Below are 23012 nucleotides of genomic sequence, written 5' to 3' on the forward strand. Positions count from 1 at the left end.
CTCGAAATCGCCGCATGCCGGATGTAGAAAGCAGTGAAATAGCGTCGGGAAGAAATCAAGCCGACAATTGACAAGCCAGTGCCCGAAACATAAGCACGGGCAACTTGGCGTCGAGGCGGGGGCCGCGGTAGTTCAAGGAGAGCTTGTTGAAAGGAATTATCCTTGCCGGCGGCAGCGGAACACGCCTCTATCCCCTAACATTAGCGGTTTCTAAGCAAATACTGCCGATCTACGACAAGCCCATGATCTACTACCCGCTGAGCGTGCTGATGCTAGCGGGAATCCGCCAGATTCTGGTCATATCAACTCCGCGTGACTTGCCGGTCTTTCAGGCTTTGCTGGGCGACGGTTCCGAATTCGGTGTGGAGCTTTCCTATGCCGAGCAGCCTCAGCCGAATGGTCTAGCCGAGGCTTTCATCATCGGCCGCGACTTCATCGGCAGGGACAGTGTGTCGATGATCCTCGGCGACAACATCTATTTTGGCGGCGGCCTGTCGCAACTCTGCCGCGAGGCAGCGACGCGCGATGGCGGCGCCTCGGTCTTCGCCTACTATGTCGACGATCCGGAGCGTTATGGCGTGGTCTCCTTCGACAAGGTCACCGGCAAGGCCTTGACGATCGAGGAGAAGCCGCAAAAGCCGAAGTCCAACTGGGCCGTGACCGGTCTATATTTCTACGACAATGATGTCGTCGACATTGCCTCCACGATCCGCCCTTCGGCGCGCGGCGAGCTCGAGATCACGGCGATCAACAATGTCTATCTCGAGCGTGGTGAATTGCATGTCCGCCGCCTCGGAAGGGGTTACGCCTGGCTGGACACCGGCACGCATGACAGCCTGCTCGAAGCAGCGTCTTTCGTGCGCACCATCGAGCATCGCCAAGGCATCAAGATCGCCTGCCCGGAGGAGATAGCGCTGGAGCAGGGTTGGCTCGACGCTGAAAAGGTTCTGGAGCGCGCCGCGCGGCTGGGCAAGAATGAATACGCTGCCTATCTGCGCAAGCGGGCCGCCGACCTGACGGAGGAACGGTTTGCTTGAGGTCAGGCCGCTTGGCCTCGACGGCGTGCTGGAGATCGTGCCCAAGCGGCACGGCGACGCGCGCGGTTTTTTCAGCGAGACCTGGAATGCCGGGCGTTTCGCCGAGGCCGGCATCGATCTCGCCTTCGTGCAGGACAACCACTCCTATTCCGCGGCCGCCGGCGTGCTGCGCGGACTGCACTACCAGTTGCTGCCGCGCGCCCAGGATAAGCTGCTGCGCGTGATAAGCGGCAGCGTCTTCGATGTCGCGGTCGACATCCGCCGTTCCTCGGCGACGTTCGGCAAGTGGGTGGCGCTGGAAATATCGGCTGAGAAGGGCAACCAGATCCTGGTGCCGAAAGGGTTTGCGCACGGCTTCGTCACGCTCGTGCCGCACACGGAGGTGCTGTACAAGGTGACCGATACCTATTCGCCCGGGCATGATCGGTCGATCCGCTTCGACGATCCCGAAATCGGCATCGAATGGCCGGCGATCCCAGGGGGATTCCAGCTTTCGGACAAGGATCGCAAGGCGCCTCTGCTCGCCACGGCGGAGGTGTTTGCGTGAGGAGAGAGGGCGGCATGAATTTCCTGGTCACCGGTGGCGCCGGCTTCATCGGCTCGGCCGTCTGCCGGCATCTGTGCGCCAACCCGGCCCACCGCGTCACCAATCTCGACAAGCTGACCTATGCCGGCAACCTCGCTTCGCTCAGGCTGATCGAGAATGCGCATAATTACCGTTTCGAGCAGGCCGATATCTGCGACGAGCGAGCGGTGCTTGAGATTCTGCGCCGCGACGACATCGACATCGTCATGAACCTCGCCGCCGAGAGCCATGTCGACCGCTCGATCGACGGCCCCGGCGCCTTCATCGAGACCAACATCGTTGGCACCTACCGCATCCTGAACGCCGCGCTCGACTACTGGCGCGGGCTGTCGGGGGAGCGCAAGGCCGGCTTCCGCTTCCATCATGTCTCGACCGACGAGGTGTTCGGCGACTTGCCCTTCGAAGGCGGCATGTTCGTCGAGGAGACGCCCTATGCGCCGTCCTCGCCCTATTCGGCGTCCAAAGCCGCTTCCGACCATCTGGTGCGCGCCTGGCATGAGACCTACGGCCTGCCGGTGGTGCTCTCCAACTGTTCGAACAATTACGGCCCTTACCATTTCCCCGAAAAGCTGATCCCGCTTGTTATCCTCAACGCGCTCGACGAGAAGCCGCTGCCGGTTTACGGCGCCGGCGCCAATGTGCGCGACTGGCTGTTCGTCGAGGACCACGCCCGCGCGCTGGAACTGGTGGCGACGAAAGGGCGGCCGGGCGAGAGCTACAATGTCGGCGGCAATTCCGAGCGCACCAATCTCGGCGTCGTCGAGACGATCTGCGATCTGCTCGACCTGAGGCGCCCGCGCGCCGGCGGCATGAGCTACCGCGACCTGATCACCTTCGTCACCGACCGCCCTGGTCATGACCGCCGCTATGCGATCGACGCCTCCAAGATCGCGCGCGATCTCGGCTGGGCGCCGCGGGAGAATTTCGACAGCGGCCTGGCGAGGACGGTCGATTGGTATCTCGACAACAAATGGTGGTGGGCCCCGATCCGCGAGCAGCGCTACAATGGCGAGCGGCTGGGCCAGGGTCCAATGGGAAACCGCCCGATCGAGAACGGCGCGATGGAAGACGCGGCGATCGAAAACAGCCCGGCCAGCAAGGTCGGAAACGGGCAGGCCCAGACCAGGGAGGGCGCCGCGTGAGGCTTGCCGTCACCGGACGCGAGGGCCAGGTTGCCGCCAGCCTGATAGAGCGGGGCAGCAAGGATGTCGAGGTCGTTCCCGTCGGCCGGCCGGCGCTCGATCTGGCGCGCCCCGAGACGGTGTTTGCGGCGCTGGCAGAGGCAAGGCCCGACATCGTGGTTTCGGCCGCGGCCTATACGAATGTCGACCAGGCCGAGGACGAGAAGGAATTGGCCTTCGCGGTCAACGCCACCGGCGCCGGCGAGGTGGCTCAGGCGGCAGCAGGCCTCGGCGTCCCCGTCATCCATTTGTCGACCGACTATGTCTTCGACGGCGCCAAGGACAGCGCCTATGTCGAGACCGACGCGACCGCCCCGCTCGGCGTCTACGGCGCCTCCAAACTCGCCGGCGAAAAGGACGTGGCGGCCGCCAATCCGCGCCACCTCATCCTGCGCACCGCTTGGGTCTACAGCCCGTTCGGCAGGAATTTCGTCAAGACCATGCTCAGGCTGGCTAGCGACCGCGACGAGATTTCGGTCGTCGCCGACCAATGGGGCAATCCGACTTCGGCGCTCGACATCGCCGACGCCATCCTGCATGCGGCGGCGAGGCTGCGGGACGACAAGAATTTCGCCGCCTTTGGTATCTACCATCTGACAGGCAGCGGCGAGACCAACTGGAGCGGCTTTGCCCGCCACATCCTCGACACAAGCCGGGCGTTTGGTGGCCCGTACGCGCGCGTGCGCGATATCGCGACAGTGGATTATCCGACCAAGGCAAGGCGGCCGGCCAATTCGCGGCTGTCGAGCGTGAAGTTTGCGGACGTGTTTGGGTGGCAGGCGCCGGAGTGGCGGGTCGCGGTGGAAAGCGTGGTTCGCCGGCTGGGGGGCGGCGAGACGAAACAGGCATTGAGTGCATGAACGAAAATCCGCCCCCGAAACAATTGCACGGCGCGAAGCCGCAGCCGGCCGATCAAGTCGCGCCGAAGAAGCGCGCGGGCGGCAAACCGGCGAATACCAAGTCAGCGAAGGCCAAGCCGGCAGAGCGCACCTGCATCATGGTGCTCGGCATGCATCGTTCGGGCACGAGCGCGCTGACGAGGGCGATCAGCCTGCTGGGGGCGGAACTGCCGAAGAATTTGCTGGGGGCGAATCCGTCAAATCCCGCCGGACATTGGGAGCCGCAACGCCTGATCGAACTGCACGACCAGATGCTCGCCGAGGTCGGTAGTAGTTGGGACGATTGGCGCTCGTTCGACGTCAACGACCTTGGGACTGCGCGCCTGCAATTCTACAAGGCCGAGATCGCTAGGATAGTCGACGAGGAATATGGCAGCGCCTCGCTTTTCGTCCTGAAGGAACCTCGTATTTCGCGCTTCGTGCCGCTCTATGCGGAAGTTCTCGAACGAATGCATATCGATGTTCGCTACACGCTGGTCTTGCGCAATCCGCTGGCCGTGATCGCCTCACTGAAGAACCGGGACGGATTTACGGCAGGCTTCAGTTCTCTTCTTTGGCTTCGCCATGAACTGGATGCCGAGCGCGCGACCCGGGGACAGCCCCGCATCTTCTTGTCCTATGAAGGTTTGCTGGACGATTGGCGGCGGGGTATCGAAGGCATTTCGGACAGCCTCGGGATTGATTGGCCACAGCCGAAAATGAAGTGGCAGTCTTTGTTGGCCACGCATTTTTCGGCCGACAATCAGCACTTTACAGCCAGCACCGATTTGCTCGACGCGGCCCCACACATCGCTGGCTGGGTCAAGGATGCTTATGCGGCTCTGACGGCGCTCGAGAAGAACGCCCATGACGAACCCGCTTTGGCGCGAATTGATGCGGTGAGTTTGCCTTTCGATAGAGCGAGTTCGATCTTCGGGGATGCGTGCTTCCCCGAAATGAACGTTCGCATAAAGGTGATGTCGGAAGTTCAAGCCGAAACCGCGAGGGTGGCTGAAAGCCATTTCGTCGAACTACAAGAGCTGGGGGGGACAGTCGCAAAGATGCGTGCGGAGGCGGCGGACCGTGACGCCAAATTCGCGAGTGATCTAGAGGAGGCGAAGCTAAAATTTCAGGCGGTTATTGACCGGCGAGCAGCGGATGCCGGAGTTCTAGAAACAACGATCGCCAAGTTGCGCGCCCAATTGAACGAAAAAGACTCGGCCGTCGGAGCAGAAAAAAAGAGGCTTCTTCATGCTTTGGAGACGCTCTCTGCCATAAAAAACAGTTTTTCTTGGGAACTTGCGCGTCAAATGCGCGCTGCGAAGACAATCGCTCGGAGTGTTGCTCTGTTTGGATTTGGTGAGGGACTGGTCAGTTCAGTTATTCGTTGTGTTGCCGTAGGAAAGTCTGCTGCAAAAAGGGTCATATATCTCGCAGATCACACGTTGAAGCTTATTAGAAGCGAAGGATTTCGGGTAACGTTCGAAAGGGCAAAACGGTTCGCCGCCAGGAAACGGCATGTTCTCCCAAGCCTTACCCTAAATAGTCATACCAGTTTTTCTTCGTTTTCCCTTGTTCGTGATGACGGCGCGACGAACGCAAGGCGCCTGTCGCCCGAGCATGACGTAGCCGTTCGCATACCTTTACCTGGAGTCTCAAATATATCCTTACCGAAAGACATCGCGGTCCTCATTCATGTTTTTTACACAGAAGTATTTTCTGAAATACTTGATGCGCTTAGAAATGTTGGAAAAGACGTCAAGTTGTACATATCGACTACCGACGCTGGCAAGGCTGCTGTTATAAGTAGCATGTGCGAAGACAAAGGTTTCGAGTGCGTCGAAATCAGAGTATTCGAGAATAGAGGGCGGGACATTGCGCCAAAGATTGTAGGATTTCGCGATATATATGATAAGCATGAATTCTTTCTGCATCTGCACACAAAAAAATCTCCTCATTTGTCTGCTCTTGAGGGTTGGAGGTCATATCTGGTCGACAGCCTAATTGGGTCAAAGGAGATAGTTGAGTCAATACTTTCGATTTTTATGTCGAATCCAAAGGTCGGCATAATTTATCCGCAGCACTACGCTCCCGTCCGGCCAATGTTGAATTGGGGTTTCGATTTCAATATGGCAAAGGACCTGCTGCGGCGGGCCAATTGGGACCTCAGCAAAGACAGTGTCCTGGAGTTTCCTTCGGGCTCGATGTTTTGGGGGCGGTCGGCTGCTCTGAAGCCTCTTCTCGACCTGGAACTATCGTTCGGCGACTTCCCGGATGAGTCTGGTCAGGTCGACGGCACCTTGGCCCACGCCATCGAGCGCAGCTATCTGCATTTTGCAGAATGTGCCGGGTTCTATTGGCTCAAGATTCAAAAGACTGCCGAGCCTCCTTCGTCGACATTACTGGCTTTGGAGCAACCAGGCGATGCCAGGTTGGGGGAGAAGGCTTACGTGCCGCTTTTCGAGGAGCCGGGGCGCTTCGAGCTTTCGCTTAGCCGAGACTATGGCGAACTCCGCCCGCTAAAAATGACTCGGTCGAACAGTAAGCGGCCAAGGATCAATCTACTTCTCCCCACGATAGACCCGCTTTGGATATTTGGAGGAATATCAACTGCGATAAAGGTCTTCGACGAAGTAGCCGCTGAATTGCCGGATTTTGATAAGAGGATTGTCGTACTGGATTCTCCCATAGAGAGGAGCCACCTGCGGAATTTTCCTGGGTACGCTTTGAACTCAACCACGAGTCGTGCGGTGGTTTTCGAAGCCTTTAATCGAGCGCGTGGTTTGGATGTACGCGAGGACGACGTCTACATCTCAACGGCTTGGTGGTCTGAGTTTCTGCGAAGGTCGATCGCCCGCTTTCAAGAGAAGGCATTCGGCCGCAGTTCGAGCGCGGTCTATTTTATACAAGATTATGAGTCGAATTTCGTGCAGTGGTCCTCGCGGTGGGCAATTGCGGAGTCAACTTACGATCTGGGCGAAGGCGTAATCCCGCTCGTGAATTCGGAAGAGCTCTCGACTTTCTTGAAAGACCGGTTTGATATTTCCGGCCAAAATGTAGTTACTTTTCAAGTTAACAAAACAATCGAGCGGTCGATCGAAAGAGTACCCAAGGAACGGATTATTCTGTGTTACGGGAGGCCTACCGCTGCCAGGAATTGCTTTGAGATAATTGTTGACGCGCTGTCATTGTGGCAGCAGAGAAATCCAATCGAAGCAATCAAATGGCAGGTGGTCTTTTTAGGGGAAAACTTCGATCCGGCAAAAGCATGGCCTGTTCAGAATTGCACCGTTCCTGGTAAAGTGAGTCTTGAGGAATATGCGAGATATTTGAGCCGAGCGAGCGTCGGCATTTCTCTAATGATTTCCCCCCACCCCAGCTATCCGCCACTGGAAATGGCTCACGCCGGCCTTATTACTATTTCCAACAATTATGACTCAAAGAACATCTCGCAGAGAAGCGATCACTTGGTGGGGCTTCAGCAGGTAACGCCTGATGAAGTCGCTGCCGCTTTGGAAAATAGCGTCAAACTCGCGGAAGAGAATATTGGTCGCTTCGTCGTTCAAAAAGAAATTCGGAAGATCCCATTCGTGGGAAGTAAGTACGAACCTGGCGCACTTGCGGCCAGGTTGCACACGTCGACATGATGCGACCCATGCGAGCGCGCCTAAATTCCGGAGATCCTTGTATTGAGTCGTACCGGGCTCCACGCGTCGGATCGTGCGTGGTGTCGACTGAGGAATACTACCGGGGTTGCGCTTGCGGGAATTAATATTCTCTCTAATCAGCCGAGAAATCGCAGGCCGTTATCGTGGCTCTGCGCTTGGGTTGTTGTGGTCACTCCTCAATCCGCTGTTCATGTTGGCTGTATACACCTTCGTTTTCGGCGTGGTGATGAAGTCGCGTTGGACGATGCCGGATCAACACAACGCCACGCATTCTACTGGTGAGTTTGCCGTCATCCTCTTCTGCGGACTAATCGTCTTTCAATTCTTCGCCGAGGTAATTTCGTTGTCGCCCGGACTGATCGTTGCCAATTCAAACTACGTGAAGAAGATTGTCTTCCCAATTCAAATACTTCCCGTGGTTTCGGCGGGTGCGGCGTTGTTTCATGCGGCTGTTAGTCTGGTGGTGCTGCTTGTCTTCGCCTATGTGGTTTTCGGTAGTGTTCCGCTTACGGTGTTTCTTGCACCTGTGGTGTTCGCGCCGTTTGTCGTGATGGTGATCGGTATAGCGTGGACGTTGGCATCAATCGGTGTCTACTTCCGCGATATGAGCCAGATCGTGTCGCCGTTGGTGACGGCGACGATGTTTCTCTCTCCGGTTTTCTTCCAGAGGACTGCTCTGCCGTCTTGGCTACGGCCTTGGCTTTCGCTCAACCCTCTTGCAATCCCGGTAGAGAGTTTCCGCAACGTGGTTCTCTTTGGCGTCGCGCCGGATTGGCCGGCGCTGGGTTATTATTCCCTTGTGGCGATCGCAGTTGCCTTGCTTGGTTATCAATTCTTCCAGAAGACCCGCAGGGGCTTTGCCGATGTCCTCTGATAGGGCCGGCGTCCGGGGTTCGGGCGTTGCCGTCCGCGTGCGCGACGTCTCGAAACATTACGTCATGTTCGAGCGGCCGGAGGATCGTTTCAAGCAGATGGTAGTGCCGCGTCTTGAGCGCCTGATTGGCCGACCGCCTCGCCGCTATTTTCGCGATTTCGCCGCTCTATCGGGTGTTTCGTTGGAGATCGGACGTGGCGAGACGGTCGGCATCATCGGCCGCAACGGGTCTGGGAAGTCGACGCTGTTGCAGATCATCTGCGGTACGCTGCAGCCGACCAGCGGCTCTGTCGAGGTCAATGGCCGCATCGCCGCTTTACTGGAACTCGGCGCTGGCTTCAATCCGGAGTTCACCGGTCGCGAGAACGTTTTTCTCAACGCCTCAATCCTTGGTGTCCCACGCAAGGAGATGGAGTGGCGTTTCGACGATATCGCGCGCTTTGCCGACATTGGCTCCTTCATCGACCAGCCGGTCAAGACCTATTCGTCGGGCATGTATGTGCGGCTGGCATTTGCTACGGCGATCAATGTCGACCCGGACATCTTGGTCGTGGATGAAGCGCTTGCAGTGGGCGACGAAGCCTTTCAGCGCAAATGCTTTGCTCGTATCGAGCAGATCAAGGATAACGGCGGCACTATCCTCTTCGTGAGCCACGGGGCCCAGACCATCGTGCAACTGTGCTCGAGGGCGATTCTAATGGATGCAGGAGAACTCATTCTGCAGGGCCGACCTAAAACGATAGTGGCGCAGTATCAGCGCCTAGTCAACGCGAGCCCAGAGGCCGCCAGCGAGATCCGAACGGGTATAGTCGAGGCGGCTGGGATCCTGAGGGCGTCCGACCAGAATCAAGAACTCAATAGGGCTGCAATCTCCGGAGGATCGGGGACTGAAGCAGGAGTTGGCGAAGTCACAAGCGGAGAGCGTATCGACCGTCACCAGGATAGGACAACAGGAGTTCTGAAATACGCTGATTACTTCGATCCGGCACTGACTCCGCAATCGACGGTGTATTTGGAGGAGCGGGGTGCTCGCATTGAAGACGCTCGCATTTTGACCATGTCCGGCGAGCGAGTGAACGTGCTGCAACTGGGAAAGCGTTACATTTTTGAGTATCTTGTTAGCTTCTCGGTCGATGCCAACAATGTCGGATTTGGGATGTTTGTTAAGACTTTGAATGGCACCGGATTGGGGGGGGCCAATTCCAAGAGCGATATCGGTCTACAAATAAAATCGGTATCAAGAGGTTCCATTCGCCGTGTTCGGTACGAGTTCGGGTGTGGATTTCTTCCTGGTGCCTATGCGGTAAATTGTGGCGTGACTGGTTCTGTGGCCGGAGATGGCTTTGTTATGCATAGAATTATAGATGCAGAACTTTTTCGTGTCGCAGCGGAGCCGAATATGATTGGCACCGGCTTTTTTAATATTGACCCTATGTTGACAGTTTCGGCTGAGAGCGAATTTGGTGCAAAAGCATAGCTAAGATGCTCGAAACTTTTTTTAAACGGCTTCGCTCTGGTCAAAGCTTCTCAGAAACGCGCCCGGTGACGCAAGCGGGAACGCAAAATTACGAGAACGTCTCGGTCGTATTCGTCTGTCAGGCCGGTGAGTGGGAAATTAAGGCATTGCTGCTCGCAGCGTCGCTCCGCCGGTGGTGCGGAAATGCGATAGAACTCATTGCCTGCGTTCCAGGACCGACGGAGGTGTGGGGTGAGCTAAGTGCCGAGACGAAACTCCAACTGAAGCTCTTAGGAGTTCGGCAGCAGTCGATCGTCAATGCCTGGGGGAGGGAATTTTCTCATGCTAATAAAATAAGTTGTCTGCGTGTGCCGGTGGCTCGTCCCATTATAGCATTTTTAGACTCTGACATTTTGTGTCTGGGTGAACCGGATTTTAGCCATCCAGGAAAGGATCGTATACGAATCAAGTTAGCCGATGCCGCGCCTTTTGAGAATGATGTCGAGGTATGGAAGAGGATATATGCGGTTTGCGGGGTAGATTTTCCGGATTATCGATATCCAATGACTGCAACGTCTCAGTATACGTTGCCATTTTTTAATAGCGGAGTGATGGTTGTCGAGAGTTCGTTTGCGAAGAAACTTGCCGACGAATGGGAGCGCCTGAGTGCCGTAATAAGATTGGCGGGCAACCTTCCGGATAGGCGCCTGTGGAGTGATCAGCTCGGCCTTGCCGTCGCCTTTCAAAACCTCGGTATCAAACCACAAGTGATGGATTTTAGACAAAACCATCCAACGCATCTAATGCCGTTATCGCTGTTTCCAGACGTTCGACTATCACATTATCATTGGCCGACGGTTTTGCGGGAGGAACCCAAGTTAGTTGCCGAATTGAAGTATTATGTTGGCGCGTCTGCTGAGGTCCGTAAGGTGATTGAGGCCAACTCTGAGTGGTCAGGGATTCTAGGATCGAGAAAACGTACTGGTGGCAGAGAGAATGTTCAACCCAACACCTTGCTCATAACAGGAATTTCGAGGAGCGGCACCAGCTATCTGTGCCAACTCGTTGATACCTTAAGTAATGCCATGGCGTTGAACGAAACGCCAGAATTGGTGACCAGTCTGCTAGGTCAGGGACCCGCCTGGGGTCTTGCCACCTATTTGCGACGAATCCGCAGATTGGTTGCTGAAGGGCTGCCTATAACCAACAAGGTATGGAATGGAAGCGTCATTAACGACACGGCAGTGCGCGACGAGCTTTCAACGTACATCCCCCCCGTGGACAGCGAGGATTTCACTCTCGCTGCCAAGAATACATTTGCCTTTCTTTCCAGTTTGCCACGTATCCGCCGCGTTCTGCCCGAGGCTCGCATCGCGGTGTGCGTTCGCAATCCGATCGACACTATAGCGTCTTGGAAGGCCAGCTTCCCGCATTTGCTTAATGCAGACACCAGTGTACGACCGGTTGGAAATGCAAACGATCCATGGATTTCGCCAGCCCGCAGTGCGGAACTGCGTTCGATCGCGGAGACTCAGAATTTGGCCAACAGGCGTGCCATGCTGTGGCGCTACCTTGCTGAACGCGTACTCGAAGATCGTGGAAATCATGTGCTGGTGAAGTACGAGGATTTGGTTGTCGATCCCCCGGCACAGTTACGCCGGATCCTCGGTAACTGGGATGCTGGTACGCCAAGTCAACCCATCACGTCTGGGCGTGCGCGCTCCAAACGTCATGTTTTGGATGAGGAGGATCTTATTGCGGTATCTACAATTTGCGCCGATGTGGCCGCAGAATTGGGCGTTTGGGAATGCAGTTAAAGCTCGAGTCGCGGACCAGGACAAATGGAATTGGAAATGAAGCTGCGATAAATTGCAGCGGCAGAGGACACAGGCATCCCTGCGCGAAGTTATTTCCGGCTACGCAGTACTGTTGTCTAGGATGTCGATCGAGACCCTCTCGCACTCCCCAAAAAAACCCTAGCTCTCCCCCCAAGTCCGCGCTAATGCGATAACAGGGTGACGGGGTTGGGGATTTGCAATCTGGAGTGGCGGTGGACGGTGTTCTGTCCCGCGCCGCTCTGATAGTATTCCCGCGCCTGGAGTTCAGTACTACCCAATGACCGCCTATGTAGAAGCCGTATCGGGCCTGCGACCGAAGATGCGGCGCGCCATCATCATGGTCCAGGACCTCGTCATGGTCCTGATCGCGGTGGCGCTCAGCCTCACGCTCTCGCAGTCGCGGCTTTCCTTCGATGCGTTCTCCTCCGGCGGGCTGGCCTGCTGGGCGCTGATCGTGCTCCTTGCCCATCTCCTGTTTCGCACCTGCGGCCTCTACAGCACCGTCTGGCGCTTTGCCTCAACGCCCGACTTTTTCAACATCCTGAAGGGCTGCGGCAGCCTAACGGTGGTTCTCTATCTGGCTTCGATTGCCTACCGCTCCTTTTTCCAGCCGGTCGCCGGCCTCAACGAGCGCCAGTTCATCGTCTTCTTCCTGGTCTCCTTCACCATCATTTCGGCACCCAGGCTCTACTATCGCTTCCTGCGCGACGGCGCGTCCTGGCGCATCCTGCGCCGCGCCGCCGGCGATGCGTCGATCAAGCAGGCGCTGTTCATCGGCCGGCTGAGCGAGGCCGACGTGATCGTCCGCTTCACCCGCACGGCGGTGCCGGCCGAATATGCCATTGCCGGCATCATGGCCACGGAGGCCGGCGCGCCGCTCGGCACGCAGATCCAGGGCGTTCCGGTCGTGGCGCTGCGGCCGCGTCTGGTCGAGGTGCTGGAAGAATATGTCAAGGGCACGGAAAACCTCGACCTCCTGATCTTCGGCAAGGGGGTCGAGCGCGAGATCGAGGACTATGCCGAGCTGGTGCGCGTCGCCCGCCACAGCGGCATCGCGGTCGTCCAGTTCTCCGGTCTTTCGGAACTGGGGCAGGGCGGCAAGCTGGTTCTCGATGCCGTCGAGATGGAAACCATCATGCGCCGTTCGGCGGTCGCCACCGACATCGCGCGCATCGGTGCCTTCGTCGGCGGCAAGCGCGTGCTGGTCACCGGCGGGGCCGGCTCCATCGGCCGTGTGCTGGTCAAGCGCGCGCTGGAGCTCGGCGCCGAGGCGGTGCTGGTGGCCGACAATTCCGAGTTCGGCATCTTCCAGCTCGATCAGATCATCGACGAGAAAGACCGCGACCGGCTGGCCAGCCGCATCGTCGATGTCACCGACCGGCCGCACATGATGCGCCTCGTCAGCGAGTTCAAACCCGCGATCATCTTTCACGCCGCGGCGCTGAAGCATGTGCCGCTTCTGGAAGAGAACTGGGAAGCGGCGATCGAGACCAATGTCTTCGGCACGCTCGCCTGCGCCGAGGTCGCGGCCGAATGCGGGGTGCCGCAGTTCCTGCTCATTTCCAGCGACAAGGCCGTCGACCCGAGCTCGGTGCTTGGCGTCACCAAGCGCGCGGCCGAGCAGATCGTCTCCTCGCTGCATGAAACGCACGCCGCGCCGTCGCCTTTCCCTGCCGGCGGGCTGAGCGGCCGCCATGCCGGCACCTCAACTGTGCGTCGTCCCGGCACCAAATTCATCGCCGTGCGCTTCGGCAATGTCTTCGGCTCCAACGGCTCGGTGGCGACCATCTTCCAGGCGCAGATCGAGGCAGGCGGGCCTGTCACCATCACCGACCGGCGCATGACGCGCTATTTCATGACGGTGGCCGAGGCCGTCGATCTCGTCATCATGTCGGCCGCCGATGCCGAGCGGCGCAAGGGCAGGGACGACTACGCCATCTACATGCTCGACATGGGCAAGCCCGTGCCGATCCTCGAAGTTGCCGAAACCATGATCCGCATGGCGGGCAAAAGCCCCTATACCGACATTCCGATCCGCTTCACCGGCATCAGGCCCGGCGAGAAGCTGCACGAGGCTCTGCATGGCGAAAGCGAGGAGGTCGTCAAGCTCGACATCGCCAAGATCTTCGGCCTCAGGACCGACGTCGTCGAGTGGCCGAGGATCGAGGCCGCGCTGCCGGCGCTGGTGGCCGCCATACGGGACCAGGACAAGGCCGCGGCGCTCGCGATCCTGGCCGGGCTCTACCGGGCAGGGCAAGGCATTGGCGGCGCGCCCCAGCGGGCGGTGCCGAAAGCGGCCGGACAGATCGGTTAGCCCTGTGCCGCCCTCCCGCAATTGGCTATTGAAGCCTGTTCGAATGCCCTGCGGGTTCTGAAGCAGTGACCGGAAAAGATCAGCGCGTGGCCGTTCTCATGGGCACGAGGGATGGCGCCGCCTATATCGGCGATCAGTTGCAATCCTTGCTCGACCAATCATGGCCCCATGTCGATCTCTGGGTTTCCGACGACGGCTCGACGGACGCCACGCTCGCGATCCTCGATGCGTGGCGGTCCCGCTGGAACAAGGGCTCCCTTACGCTGGTGCAGGGCCCGCGAAACGGCTTCGCCGCCAACTTCCGCTCGATGATCATCGAGCCGCGCGTCGATGCCGATTACTACGCCTTTTGCGACCAGGACGATGTCTGGGAGCCGGACCGGCTGGAGAGCGCCATTCGCTGGATGGAGACACAGGATATGGCAATGCCGCTCCTGTTCTGCTCGCGCACGGCGACCATTTCCGAGACCGGCGTCCCGGCCGGCCATTCGCCGCTGTTCCACCGCCCGCCATCCTTCCGCAACGCCCTGGTGCAGAGCATCGCCGGCGGCAACACCATGCTCTTCAACCGCGCGGCGCGCGACCTCCTGGCGAAGGCATCGGCAAGAACCGAATTCGTCAGCCATGACTGGTGGGCCTATCTCGTCGTGACCGCTGCCGGCGGCAAGGTCCGCTACGAGCCGCGGCCGCTGGTCAGGTACCGGCAGCACGGGGCGAACCTGGTCGGCGCCAACGTCTCCTGGAGGGCAAGGCTTTCGAGGCTCGGGCGGCTGTTCCAGGGCCAGTTCGCCACCTGGACGGACAGCAATCTCAGAGGCCTTGCCGCCAACCGCGACCTCGTCACACGCGATGCAGCACGTTGCCTTCGCCTGTTCATCAGGGCGCGCAAGGGCAGTGCTCTCAGGCGCTTCAGCCTGCTCGGCAAAAGCGGCGTCTACCGGCAGACCCTGATGGGCACGCTCGGCCTCTACCTTGCCTTTCTTTGGCGGCGGATCTGAGCCGTGACGGCAAAGCGGGCTTTCGACCTGACTATCGCGGCCGTCATGCTGGCGGTTACGTCGCCTGTTGTGCTGATCGCCATGCTGGCGGTCAGGGCGACATCGCCCGGACCGGCCATTTTTTCGCAGCCGCGCGTCGGGCGCGGCGGCGCTGTCTTTGCCTGCCACAAGCTGCGCACCATGCATCGCAACACTCCGTCCTTGCCCACGCACGAGGCGCCTGCCGGGTCGGTCACCGCGGTGGGCAGGGTGCTGCGCGCGACCAAGATCGACGAGCTGCCGCAGCTCTGGAATGTGCTCAAGGGCGAGATGAGCCTTGTCGGTCCCCGTCCGTGCCTGCCGACGCAAACGGAGCTGATCGGCCACCGGCGCCGGCTGGGCGTGCTTTCGGCGCTTCCGGGCATCACCGGGCTGGCGCAGATCAAGGGCATCGACATGTCCGATCCGAAACTCTGCGCCGAAACCGACGCTGCCTATCTGAAGGCCGCTTCGATCGGCCTCGACCTCAAAATATTGCTGGGGACATTCTACCGGGCCTGAGCGGCTTTCTTTCGCGCCAGTTCCTCAAGCCGGCCGAGCGTATCGGTTTCCGGCATCCAACCTTCCCCGGCCAGCAGTGACGGATCGCAGACCTGGGTCGCGGTCAAGGCTTGCCATGATGCCTGCCTGCCGAGCAGCCTTGCCGCCAGCTGCAGCGGCATCCCAGGCATGGGAAAAAGCCGCGGCGGACGGCCGAAACCACGCCGGAACGCGGCAATGATTTCGGACGTCGCAAGAGGGGCGGCGTTGCCCGCGACATAGGCCGGGTGGAGCGGTCCCGGACGGCTGACAAGGTGCAGCACCGCGCCCGCCGCGGTGTCGGACGCGATCAGAGAGCGCACACCCGCCAGCACGCCGGTCGGCAGCGGCAGGGCGGTGTCGGCAAGCCGCATCAGCGCTGCCATGTTGCCCCTCATGCTCTCGCCATAGACGGGCGGCAGGCGCAGTGCCGTGGCATCCGGGCGTCCGGCGTAAGCCTCGATCATCCTGATCTCGCCTTCCCGCTTGGAGCGGCCATAGGCGCATTGCGGGGCAGGGGCCATCGCCTCGTTGATCGTGCCGCTGAAGCCGGGACCCGCCACGGCCCGGATCGAGGAAAGATAGATGAAGCGCCCGCCGCAACCTGCAGCCGCGGCCTTGGCCAGCCGCGCGGTCAGCGTCGCATTGGCGGCCTGGTGGTCGGCGTCGCTGAAAGTCCGATCGTTGTTCAGCGCCGCGCAGTGGACGACATGGCTCGCCTCGCGCATCAATGCCAGGAAGGCGTCGTCCGGCGCATCGGCGCCGGGCAGCGCAAAGACCTCGCCCGCAGCCTGCAGTCGTTCCGGCCGGCGGGACGCAATGCGCATGTCGAAGCCGGCCTGACGCAGCCGGCCGGTCACCTGGCGTCCGATCAGTCCCGTCGCCCCGGTGACCAGGACCTTCATGTTCGCCGGCCGGCGGCCGAAGGAATGGCTGCGCTCTTGCCGGTCGGCGGCACCGTTCGTCCGCAAGCCAGATAGGTTCCCGAAACCAGGAACACCATCAGCGTCGAATCGAGAAGGTCCTGACCGACCAGGATACCCGTCAGCCCGCCTATGAGATAGGTGACGACCGTGACGATGATCATCGTTGCGCCGAACCGTTCCGCTGGGCCGGCGCTGCGGAGCAGCGCTCTTGCCGCGTTCCAGGCCGCGACGACGAAGATCGCCGCCAAGGCGAACGCCCCTAACAAACCGGCCTGCACCGCCGCGGTCAGAAAACCGCTATGGTAATGGTTGTAGCCTGCGTCCATGCCAAATTGATCGTGAAAACCCTGTTTCATCAGCGCCCGGCTGCCTGTGATGCCATGTCCGAAAATCGGAGCCTCGTGAAACGCCTTCGTGCCGATCTCCCACATCGCCACCCGCAGTCCAAGCGCCGTCGTATGGTCGTTCTTGGTGGTGAGCGCATCCAAGTCGCTGAAAAGGAAGTCAGCGCGATTGGCAATGACGGGAAACGCGATCACGGCGAGCAGCAGGCAGGCGCCGCCGGCAATCAGCGCAATGCGCGCGAGTTTCAACCCGCTGAGCCGGCGCCGGTTGATCGAGAGCACGGCGATGCCCGCCAGCAGCAGCGCCAGCCAGATGATGCGGGAGCCCGAATAAAGCACCGCCAAGCTGCCCGACAGCGCAGCGAGAGTCAGCAGCTTCCAGCGCTTCTCGATCCCCGACAGCGCGCCTGCGAGGCTCATCGCCGCGGCCAGGCAGGTCACCGTCGCGAATACGATGGCATTCCCGGCACCGCCTTCGGCCCTGGTGCCGATCCAGTAATACTGAACGACGGCGAGCAGCAGCGCGCCGAAACATGCCGCGGCGCTCGCCAGCACGACGATGCGTACAAGCACGGTCTTTTCCGTGATGCTCCAGGTCGAATAGGAGATCGGAAAGAAGAGGAAAGTGATCAGCGGCAGGAACAACCGCAGATCCGCCGCCAGCGTGCCGTTGACGATCGAAGCAAGGACGATGGCCGCGCAATAGGCGCAGATCGCCACCGTCATGGCAAGCATCGGCCGGTCGATGTTGAACCGCCGCCGTTTGATGGCGAGCAGAACCACGGACCAGAGCGCGCCGCCGTTGAAAACGAAGCTGACCACCGACCCCAGCACCGGCGGCGAGAAGAAGCAGACGATCGAGAAATAGATGTTGATCTGTGTCGGCGTGAGATGCCGCCGAAGCGATGTAAACGGGTTCAATGCCTTGCTTCGCTATCTTCCAGGTTGTGCGCAGACCCGCCGGGGTGCCGAACAATTGGCCTTGACCGATCCCGTTCTGCCGAGCCTCGCCAAGTTCCCGCGCCGGTATAGCGACTGGCTCCGACCTGCGATAGGGCGACCGAAGGATGTCCAGCCAAAAATCGGCGGCGTGGACGAAAGCTCTTGGAAGTCAACCTAGCCGATCGAAGCAAATAGGTTTGTTCGGCCCCTTTCAATTGCTCGGCTTGTCTGGGAGAATTTTCCGACTTATCAAGCTCACTTGGAAAATTCATTCCCAAAGCGCTGTGCCCGGCGCGGGTCTTGCATTGTTATGGGCGATGGCGATCTGCTAGAACGCCCGCGACAAGTGTCCAGGGCTTGACGGGCTGTTTTAGCAAACCGCGCCAATCGCCTGCTGCAAGGCCTGGCCGGCACGAAAGAACGCTCAATAGCTTATGAATATCGCGCTTACCCATCTGCAGCGGCTAGAGGCCGAATCCATCCACATCTTCCGTGAGGTTGCGGCCTCTTTCGCCAAGCCGGTGATGCTCTATTCGGTCGGCAAGGATTCCTCGGTGCTGATGCATTTGGCGATGAAGGCCTTCTATCCCGCCAAGCCGCCATTTCCCTTCCTGCATGTCGACACGACCTGGAAATTCCGTGAGATGATCGCCTTTCGCGATCAGATGGCGCAGAAGCTCGGCTTCGACCTGCTTGTCCATGTCAACGAAGACGGCGTGCGCGACGGCATCAACCCCTTCGATCACGGCTCGAACACCCACACCCATGTCATGAAGACGGTGGCGCTGCGCCAGGCGCTCGACAAATACGGCTTCGACGCGGCCTTCGGCGGCGCCCGTCGCGACGAGGAGAAGTCGCGCGCCAAGGAGCGCATCTTTTCCTTCCGCAATGCCCAGCATGCTTGGGACCCCAAGAACCAGCGGCCGGAAATGTGGAAGATCTTCAACACCCGGATCGCGCCGGGTGAATCGATCCGCGTCTTTCCCCTGTCCAATTGGACCGAGCTCGACATCTGGCAGTATATCTTGCAGGAGAACATCCCCATCGTGCCGCTCTATTTCGCCAAGGAGCGGCCGGTCGTCGAACGCGACGGCATGCTCATCATGAAGGACGATGACCGCATGCAACTGCGCCCCGGCGAGAAAATCGAGAACCGTCTCGTGCGCTTCCGCACGCTGGGCTGCTATCCGCTGACGGGCGCCATAGAATCGGATGCCGACACGCTCGAAGCCATCGTCGGCGAGATGCTGACCGCCCGCACCTCCGAGCGCCAGGGCCGCCTCATCGACCGCGACGAGGCAGGTTCCATGGAAAAGAAGAAGCGCGAGGGGTATTTCTGAGCATGCGCCACATCCTGGCCACGAGCCTCGCCCCGACCGATTCGATCCGCGACTACATGGCCGCGCAGGAAAAGAAATCGCTGCTGCGCTTTCTCACCTGCGGCTCGGTCGACGACGGCAAGTCGACGCTGATCGGCCGGCTGCTGTCCGATACCAAGCAGATTTTCGAGGACCAGCTCGCCGCGTTGGAGAACGATTCTCGCAAGCACGGCACCACCGGCGACGACATCGACTTCGCGCTGCTCGTCGACGGGCTGGAGGCCGAGCGCGAGCAGGGCATCACAATCGACGTCGCCTACCGCTTCTTCGCCACCCCGAAGCGCAAGTTCATCGTCGCCGACACGCCCGGCCATGAGCAATACACGCGCAACATGGCGACGGGCGCTTCGACCGCCGACCTCGCCATCGTGCTCATCGATGCGCGCCAGGGCGTGCTGCGCCAGACCCGGCGCCATTCGATCATCGCGTCGCTGCTTGGCATCCGCCACATCGTTCTTGCCGTCAACAAGATCGACCTCGTCGGCTTCGACAAGACCGTGTTCGACCGGATCGTCGCCGACTACGGCGAATTCGCGCAAAGCCTGGGCTTCAACAGTATCGTGCCGATTCCGATGTCGGCGCGCTTCGGCGACAATGTCACCAGCCGCTCGGAGCGCACGCCCTGGTATTCCGGGCCGTCGCTTATCGAGCATCTGGAAACCGTGTCCGTCGACGAGGCGGCGATCGAATTGCCGTTCCGCTTTCCCGTCCAGTATGTGAACCGTCCCAATCTCGATTTTCGCGGCTTTGCCGGAACCATTGCATCCGGTTCCGTTTCCAAAGGCGACGAGGTCGTGGTCGCCAAGTCGGGTAGGGCCTCCCGGGTCAAGCGCATCGTCGCGCATGGCGGCGACCTTGAGCAGGCTGTTGCCGGCCAGGCCATCACGCTCGTCCTCGAGGACGAGGTCGAGGTTTCGCGCGGCAACATGCTGGTATCGCCGGCCGCACGTCCGCAGGTCGCCGACCAGTTCGCCGCCAATCTGGTCTGGTTCGACGAGCAGGCCCTGCTGCCCGGCCGGTCCTATATCCTGCGCACCGAAACCGATCAGGTGAGCGCGACCGTCACCGATCTGAAATACCGCGTCAACGTCAACGATTTCGCGCATGAAGCGGCGAAGTCCCTCGACCTCAACGAGGTCGGGGTGTGCAACCTGTCGACCCGGGCGCCGATCGCCTTCGATCCCTTCGCCGAGAACCGCACGACCGGCGCCTTCATCCTGATCGACCGCATCAGCAACGCCACCGTCGGCGCCGGGATGATCCTGCATTCGCTGCGCCGCGCCGAGAACATCCATTGGCAATCGCTCGACGTCGGCAAGCGCGGCCGCTCTGACCTCAAGAACCAGCGCCCGGCGGTGTTCTGGTTCACCGGTCTGTCCGGTTCCGGCAAGTCGACCATCGCAAATCGTTTCGAGAGGAAGCTGTTCGCGTCCGGCCGCCACACCTACATCCTCGACGGCGACAATGTCCGCCACGGCCTCAACCGCGATCTCGGCTTCACCGACGCGGATCGCGTCGAAAACATCCGCCGCGTCGCCGAAGTGGCCAAGCTGATGGCCGATGCGGGCCTGATCGTCATCGTCTCGTTCATTTCGCCCTTCAGCGCCGAGCGGCGCATGGCGCGCGAGCTGATGGGCGAGGGCGAATTCGTAGAGGTGTTCGTCGACACGCCGTTCGAGGAATGCGCCCGCCGCGACCCGAAGGGCCTTTACGCCCGCGCCTTGAGCGGCGAGATCAAGAACTTCACCGGCGTCGATTCTCCCTACGAGACGCCGGAGAACCCCGAGATCCACCTCAAGACTCTCGGCAGGACGCCCGAGGAGATGGCGGAAGCCCTGGAACACTGGCTGACGGAGCGCGACGTTGCCGAAGAGCAGTATGACGATGGCGGCGGCATCTGACGACGCGGCAATGCTTGGCGTGTTCGAGCGCCTCGCGCTCGATGCCGGCCGCGCGGTGATGCGCGTTTTCCACGAAGGCTGCGCCGTCGACAGCAAGTCCGACTCTTCGCCGGTGACGGAAGCCGATCGCGAAAGCGAAAAGATTATCCTGGCCGGCCTGCGCGCCGCTTATCCGGACATCCCTTGCGTCGCCGAGGAGGAGGTTGCGGCGGGTATTGCCACGCCCGACCTCGACCGTGCCTTCTTCCTCGTCGATCCGCTCGACGGCACCAAGGAATTCGTCAACCGCCGCACCGATTTCACCGTCAACATTGCGCTGGTCCGCCACGGCGTGCCGGAAGTCGGCGTCGTGTTCGCGCCTTGCACAGGACGTTTCTTCTCCGGTCGGGCGGGGACGGCGGAAGCGATCGACATCGACGGCGACTATCGTATCGCCGGCCGTCGGCCAATCACCGTGCGGGCAGGCGGCACGCCGCTCGCCGTCGTCGCCAGCCGCTCGCACAACACGCCGGAAACCGAAGCCTTCATCCGCGATCTCGGCGCCACCGAAATCGTCTCGATAGGCTCGTCGCTGAAATTCTGCCTGCTCGCCGCCGCCGAGGCTGACGTTTATCCGCGCTTCGGCCGCACCATGGAGTGGGACACGGCCGCTGGCGATGCGGTGCTGCGCGCCGCCGGCGGCATGACCCGCACGCTGGACGGCCAGCCGCTCGTCTACGGCAAACGCAACCAGGCCACTGACACGGATTTTGCCAACCCGTATTTCATTGCGACGGGGAAGGGCGTGGAGGTTTAATCTCCCGCTCAAGGGCCGAGATCAGGCAGCCGCGACCTGCGCCGAGTTGGAGCCGATATAATTGCGGATCGTCTCGATGATCTTGTCCTGGTCGGCTTCGCTGAGATAGGCGTGCATCGGCAGACAGAGGATCTGCTTCGGCAGCTTCTCCGAAACCGCAAGACCGGTCGGCGTACGCGGATAGTCGCGGTAGGCGATTTGTTCGTGCAGCGGCTTCACGTAATAGATGACCGACGGGATGCCTTTTTCGCTGAGATGCGCCTTCAACCCGTCGCGTTTCGGCGTCTCGATGGCATATTGTGCCCAGGCCGAGCGGCCGTGGCCGAGATTGCGTGATGCCTTGACGATGTCGCCAAGCCCATTGGCGTAACGGTCGGCGACCGCCTGGCGGGCCACCATCTCTTCCTCGAGGATGGCGAGCTTCTCGATCAGGATCGCCGCTTGCAGCGTATCGAGGCGCGAATTGATGCCGACGCGGATGTTGTCGTACTGCGTCTCGCCCTTGCCGTGGAAGGCGAAGGAGCGCAGCTTGTCGGCGAGCGCAGCATCGTTGGTGAACATCGCGCCGCCGTCGCCGTAGCAGCCGAGCGGCTTGGCCGGATAGAAGCTGGTCGAGCCGACATGGCCGAAGGCGCCGCACATCGTGCCGTCGGCCGAGCCGCCCATCGACTGGGCGGCGTCCTCGATCACCAGCAGGCTCTCGCGCTTTGCGATCGCCATGATCGCCTCGTAGTCGGCGGCAAGTCCGAACAGGTCGACCGGGATGATCGCCTTCGGCTTCAGCCTTCCTTGCTTCTTGATCATGTCGATCGCCGCCTCGAGGCTGGCGATATCGATGTTGTAGGTGTCGGGATCGACGTCGACGAAGACAGGCTCGGCCTTGGCGAGCGCCACCACTTCGGCCGTCGCGGCGAAGGTGAAGCTTGGCACGAACACGGCATCGCCCGGACCGATGCCGGCCGCAAACAGCGGCAGAAGCAGCGCATCGGTGCCGTTGGCGCAGGCCACCACATGCTTGACGCCGACGTAAGCCGCGAGCTTGTTCTCGAATTCTGCGACTTGCGGGCCGAGGATGTAACGGCCGTCTTCGACCACCGTGTCGATCGCGGCCTTCAGCCGGTCGCGGATTCGTTCGCGCTGCGCGCCAAGATCGATGAACTGCATGTCGGCCTCAGAAGCTGCCAGTAAACCGGCCCGCTGGTACCAGACTTGCCACGGCTGAAAAAGCCGCCCATGGCCAGGGCGAATTGCGCAAGTGTCGCAGCCTGTTACCGTTTTTGCCTGCGCATTGCCAGAAGAAGCCGGAAATCCGGGCTTCCAAGCGTATTCGAAGCGG

17 protein-coding genes are annotated in these 23012 nt (G+C 60.4%); 14 read left to right on the top strand and 3 right to left on the bottom strand.

What is annotated here, in order from left to right; translation table 11 throughout:
* The first annotated feature begins 146 nt into the window (after positions 1 to 146).
* The 11 genes from rfbA (at position 147) to A9K66_RS22105 (ending at position 15370) form a co-directional block, all read left to right on the top strand.
* Positions 147 to 1037 carry a glucose-1-phosphate thymidylyltransferase RfbA gene (gene rfbA / locus A9K66_RS22055; protein ID WP_067327906.1) on the top strand — a complete coding sequence of 297 codons (891 nt, stop codon included), beginning with the start codon at positions 147 to 149 and terminating at the stop codon, positions 1035 to 1037.
* A complete protein-coding gene (gene rfbC, locus A9K66_RS22060) occupies positions 1030 to 1584 on the top strand; it encodes a dTDP-4-dehydrorhamnose 3,5-epimerase (protein WP_067327907.1) in 555 nt (184 codons plus the stop codon). The genes rfbA and rfbC overlap by 8 nt, the downstream gene beginning before the upstream one ends.
* A 14-nt stretch (positions 1585 to 1598) precedes the next feature.
* Positions 1599 to 2765: a dTDP-glucose 4,6-dehydratase gene (gene rfbB / locus A9K66_RS22065; RefSeq protein ID WP_245307636.1), complete on the top strand. Its 1167-nt coding sequence runs from the start codon at positions 1599 to 1601 to the stop codon at positions 2763 to 2765.
* A complete protein-coding gene (gene rfbD / locus A9K66_RS22070) occupies positions 2762 to 3664 on the top strand; it encodes a dTDP-4-dehydrorhamnose reductase (RefSeq protein WP_067327908.1) in 903 nt (300 codons plus the stop codon). Before rfbB ends, rfbD begins: the two co-directional genes overlap by 4 nt.
* Positions 3661 to 7329 (top strand): rhamnan synthesis F family protein, encoded by a 3669-nt coding sequence (locus A9K66_RS22075; protein WP_067327909.1) that lies wholly within the window; start codon positions 3661 to 3663, stop codon positions 7327 to 7329. Before rfbD ends, A9K66_RS22075 begins: the two co-directional genes overlap by 4 nt.
* A gap of 106 nt (positions 7330 to 7435) precedes the next feature.
* Positions 7436 to 8224 (top strand): ABC transporter permease, encoded by a 789-nt coding sequence (locus A9K66_RS22080; protein ID WP_245307637.1) that lies wholly within the window; start codon positions 7436 to 7438, stop codon positions 8222 to 8224.
* Positions 8214 to 9701, top strand: a complete 1488-nt coding sequence (locus tag A9K66_RS22085; protein ID WP_067327911.1) for an ABC transporter ATP-binding protein — start codon at positions 8214 to 8216, stop codon at positions 9699 to 9701. Before A9K66_RS22080 ends, A9K66_RS22085 begins: the two co-directional genes overlap by 11 nt.
* A 5-nt stretch (positions 9702 to 9706) precedes the next feature.
* Positions 9707 to 11497 carry a sulfotransferase gene (locus tag A9K66_RS29770; protein ID WP_082954014.1) on the top strand — a complete coding sequence of 597 codons (1791 nt, stop codon included), beginning with the start codon at positions 9707 to 9709 and terminating at the stop codon, positions 11495 to 11497.
* Positions 11498 to 11795: 298 nt separating this feature from the next.
* A complete protein-coding gene (locus A9K66_RS22095) occupies positions 11796 to 13832 on the top strand; it encodes a nucleoside-diphosphate sugar epimerase/dehydratase (RefSeq protein WP_067327913.1) in 2037 nt (678 codons plus the stop codon).
* Between the two features lie 86 nt (positions 13833 to 13918).
* Positions 13919 to 14830 (top strand): glycosyltransferase family 2 protein, encoded by a 912-nt coding sequence (locus A9K66_RS22100; protein WP_245307638.1) that lies wholly within the window; start codon positions 13919 to 13921, stop codon positions 14828 to 14830.
* Between the two features lie 45 nt (positions 14831 to 14875).
* Entirely contained in the window at positions 14876 to 15370 is a 495-nt protein-coding gene (locus tag A9K66_RS22105) for a sugar transferase (RefSeq protein WP_067328028.1), read from the top strand.
* Here the strand turns inward: A9K66_RS22105 and A9K66_RS22110 are convergent.
* Together A9K66_RS22110 and A9K66_RS22115 are read right to left on the bottom strand one after the other, a co-directional pair.
* Positions 15358 to 16293, bottom strand: a complete 936-nt coding sequence (locus tag A9K66_RS22110; protein WP_067328030.1) for an NAD-dependent epimerase/dehydratase family protein — start codon at positions 16291 to 16293, stop codon at positions 15358 to 15360. The two genes, A9K66_RS22105 and A9K66_RS22110, sit on opposite strands and share 13 nt — an antisense overlap.
* Complete coding sequence (locus A9K66_RS22115) at positions 16290 to 17579, bottom strand: O-antigen ligase (RefSeq protein WP_067327914.1); 1290 nt, start codon at positions 17577 to 17579, stop codon at positions 16290 to 16292. Before A9K66_RS22115 ends, A9K66_RS22110 begins: the two co-directional genes overlap by 4 nt.
* 455 nt (positions 17580 to 18034) lie before the next feature.
* Here A9K66_RS22115 and cysD point away from each other — a divergent pair, with 455 nt between their 5' ends.
* The 3 genes from cysD to cysQ are packed head-to-tail and all read left to right on the top strand — an operon-like array spanning position 18035 to position 21676.
* Entirely contained in the window at positions 18035 to 18940 is a 906-nt protein-coding gene (gene cysD, locus A9K66_RS22120; RefSeq protein WP_066997810.1) for a sulfate adenylyltransferase subunit CysD, read from the top strand.
* A 2-nt stretch (positions 18941 to 18942) separates the two neighbouring features.
* Entirely contained in the window at positions 18943 to 20880 is a 1938-nt protein-coding gene (gene cysN / locus A9K66_RS22125; protein ID WP_067327915.1) for a sulfate adenylyltransferase subunit CysN, read from the top strand.
* Positions 20881 to 20890: 10 nt separating this feature from the next.
* Entirely contained in the window at positions 20891 to 21676 is a 786-nt protein-coding gene (gene cysQ, locus A9K66_RS22130; protein ID WP_067328031.1) for a 3'(2'),5'-bisphosphate nucleotidase CysQ, read from the top strand.
* 21 nt (positions 21677 to 21697) lie between these two features.
* Here the strand turns inward: cysQ and A9K66_RS22135 are convergent, their stop codons facing one another.
* Positions 21698 to 22840 carry a DegT/DnrJ/EryC1/StrS aminotransferase family protein gene (locus A9K66_RS22135; RefSeq protein ID WP_067327916.1) on the bottom strand — a complete coding sequence of 381 codons (1143 nt, stop codon included), beginning with the start codon at positions 22838 to 22840 and terminating at the stop codon, positions 21698 to 21700.
* Between the last annotated feature and the right edge of the window lie 172 nt (positions 22841 to 23012).

Source organism: Mesorhizobium sp. AA23, assembly GCF_001672435.1.
Lineage (GTDB): Bacteria > Pseudomonadota > Alphaproteobacteria > Rhizobiales > Rhizobiaceae > Mesorhizobium.

Coding starts and splice junctions, on each gene's coding strand:
- rfbB (WP_245307636.1), top strand. CDS start 1,599: ATGAATTTCCTGGTCACCGGTGGCGCCGGCTTCATCGGCTCGGCCGTC.
- A9K66_RS22075 (WP_067327909.1), top strand. CDS start 3,661: ATGAACGAAAATCCGCCCCCGAAACAATTGCACGGCGCGAAGCCGCAG.
- A9K66_RS22085 (WP_067327911.1), top strand. CDS start 8,214: ATGTCCTCTGATAGGGCCGGCGTCCGGGGTTCGGGCGTTGCCGTCCGC.
- A9K66_RS29770 (WP_082954014.1), top strand. CDS start 9,707: ATGCTCGAAACTTTTTTTAAACGGCTTCGCTCTGGTCAAAGCTTCTCA.
- A9K66_RS22095 (WP_067327913.1), top strand. CDS start 11,796: ATGACCGCCTATGTAGAAGCCGTATCGGGCCTGCGACCGAAGATGCGG.
- A9K66_RS22105 (WP_067328028.1), top strand. CDS start 14,876: ATGCTGGCGGTTACGTCGCCTGTTGTGCTGATCGCCATGCTGGCGGTC.
- A9K66_RS22110 (WP_067328030.1), bottom strand. CDS start 16,293: ATGAAGGTCCTGGTCACCGGGGCGACGGGACTGATCGGACGCCAGGTG.
- cysD (WP_066997810.1), top strand. CDS start 18,035: ATGAATATCGCGCTTACCCATCTGCAGCGGCTAGAGGCCGAATCCATC.
- cysN (WP_067327915.1), top strand. CDS start 18,943: ATGCGCCACATCCTGGCCACGAGCCTCGCCCCGACCGATTCGATCCGC.
- cysQ (WP_067328031.1), top strand. CDS start 20,891: ATGCTTGGCGTGTTCGAGCGCCTCGCGCTCGATGCCGGCCGCGCGGTG.
- A9K66_RS22135 (WP_067327916.1), bottom strand. CDS start 22,840: ATGCAGTTCATCGATCTTGGCGCGCAGCGCGAACGAATCCGCGACCGG.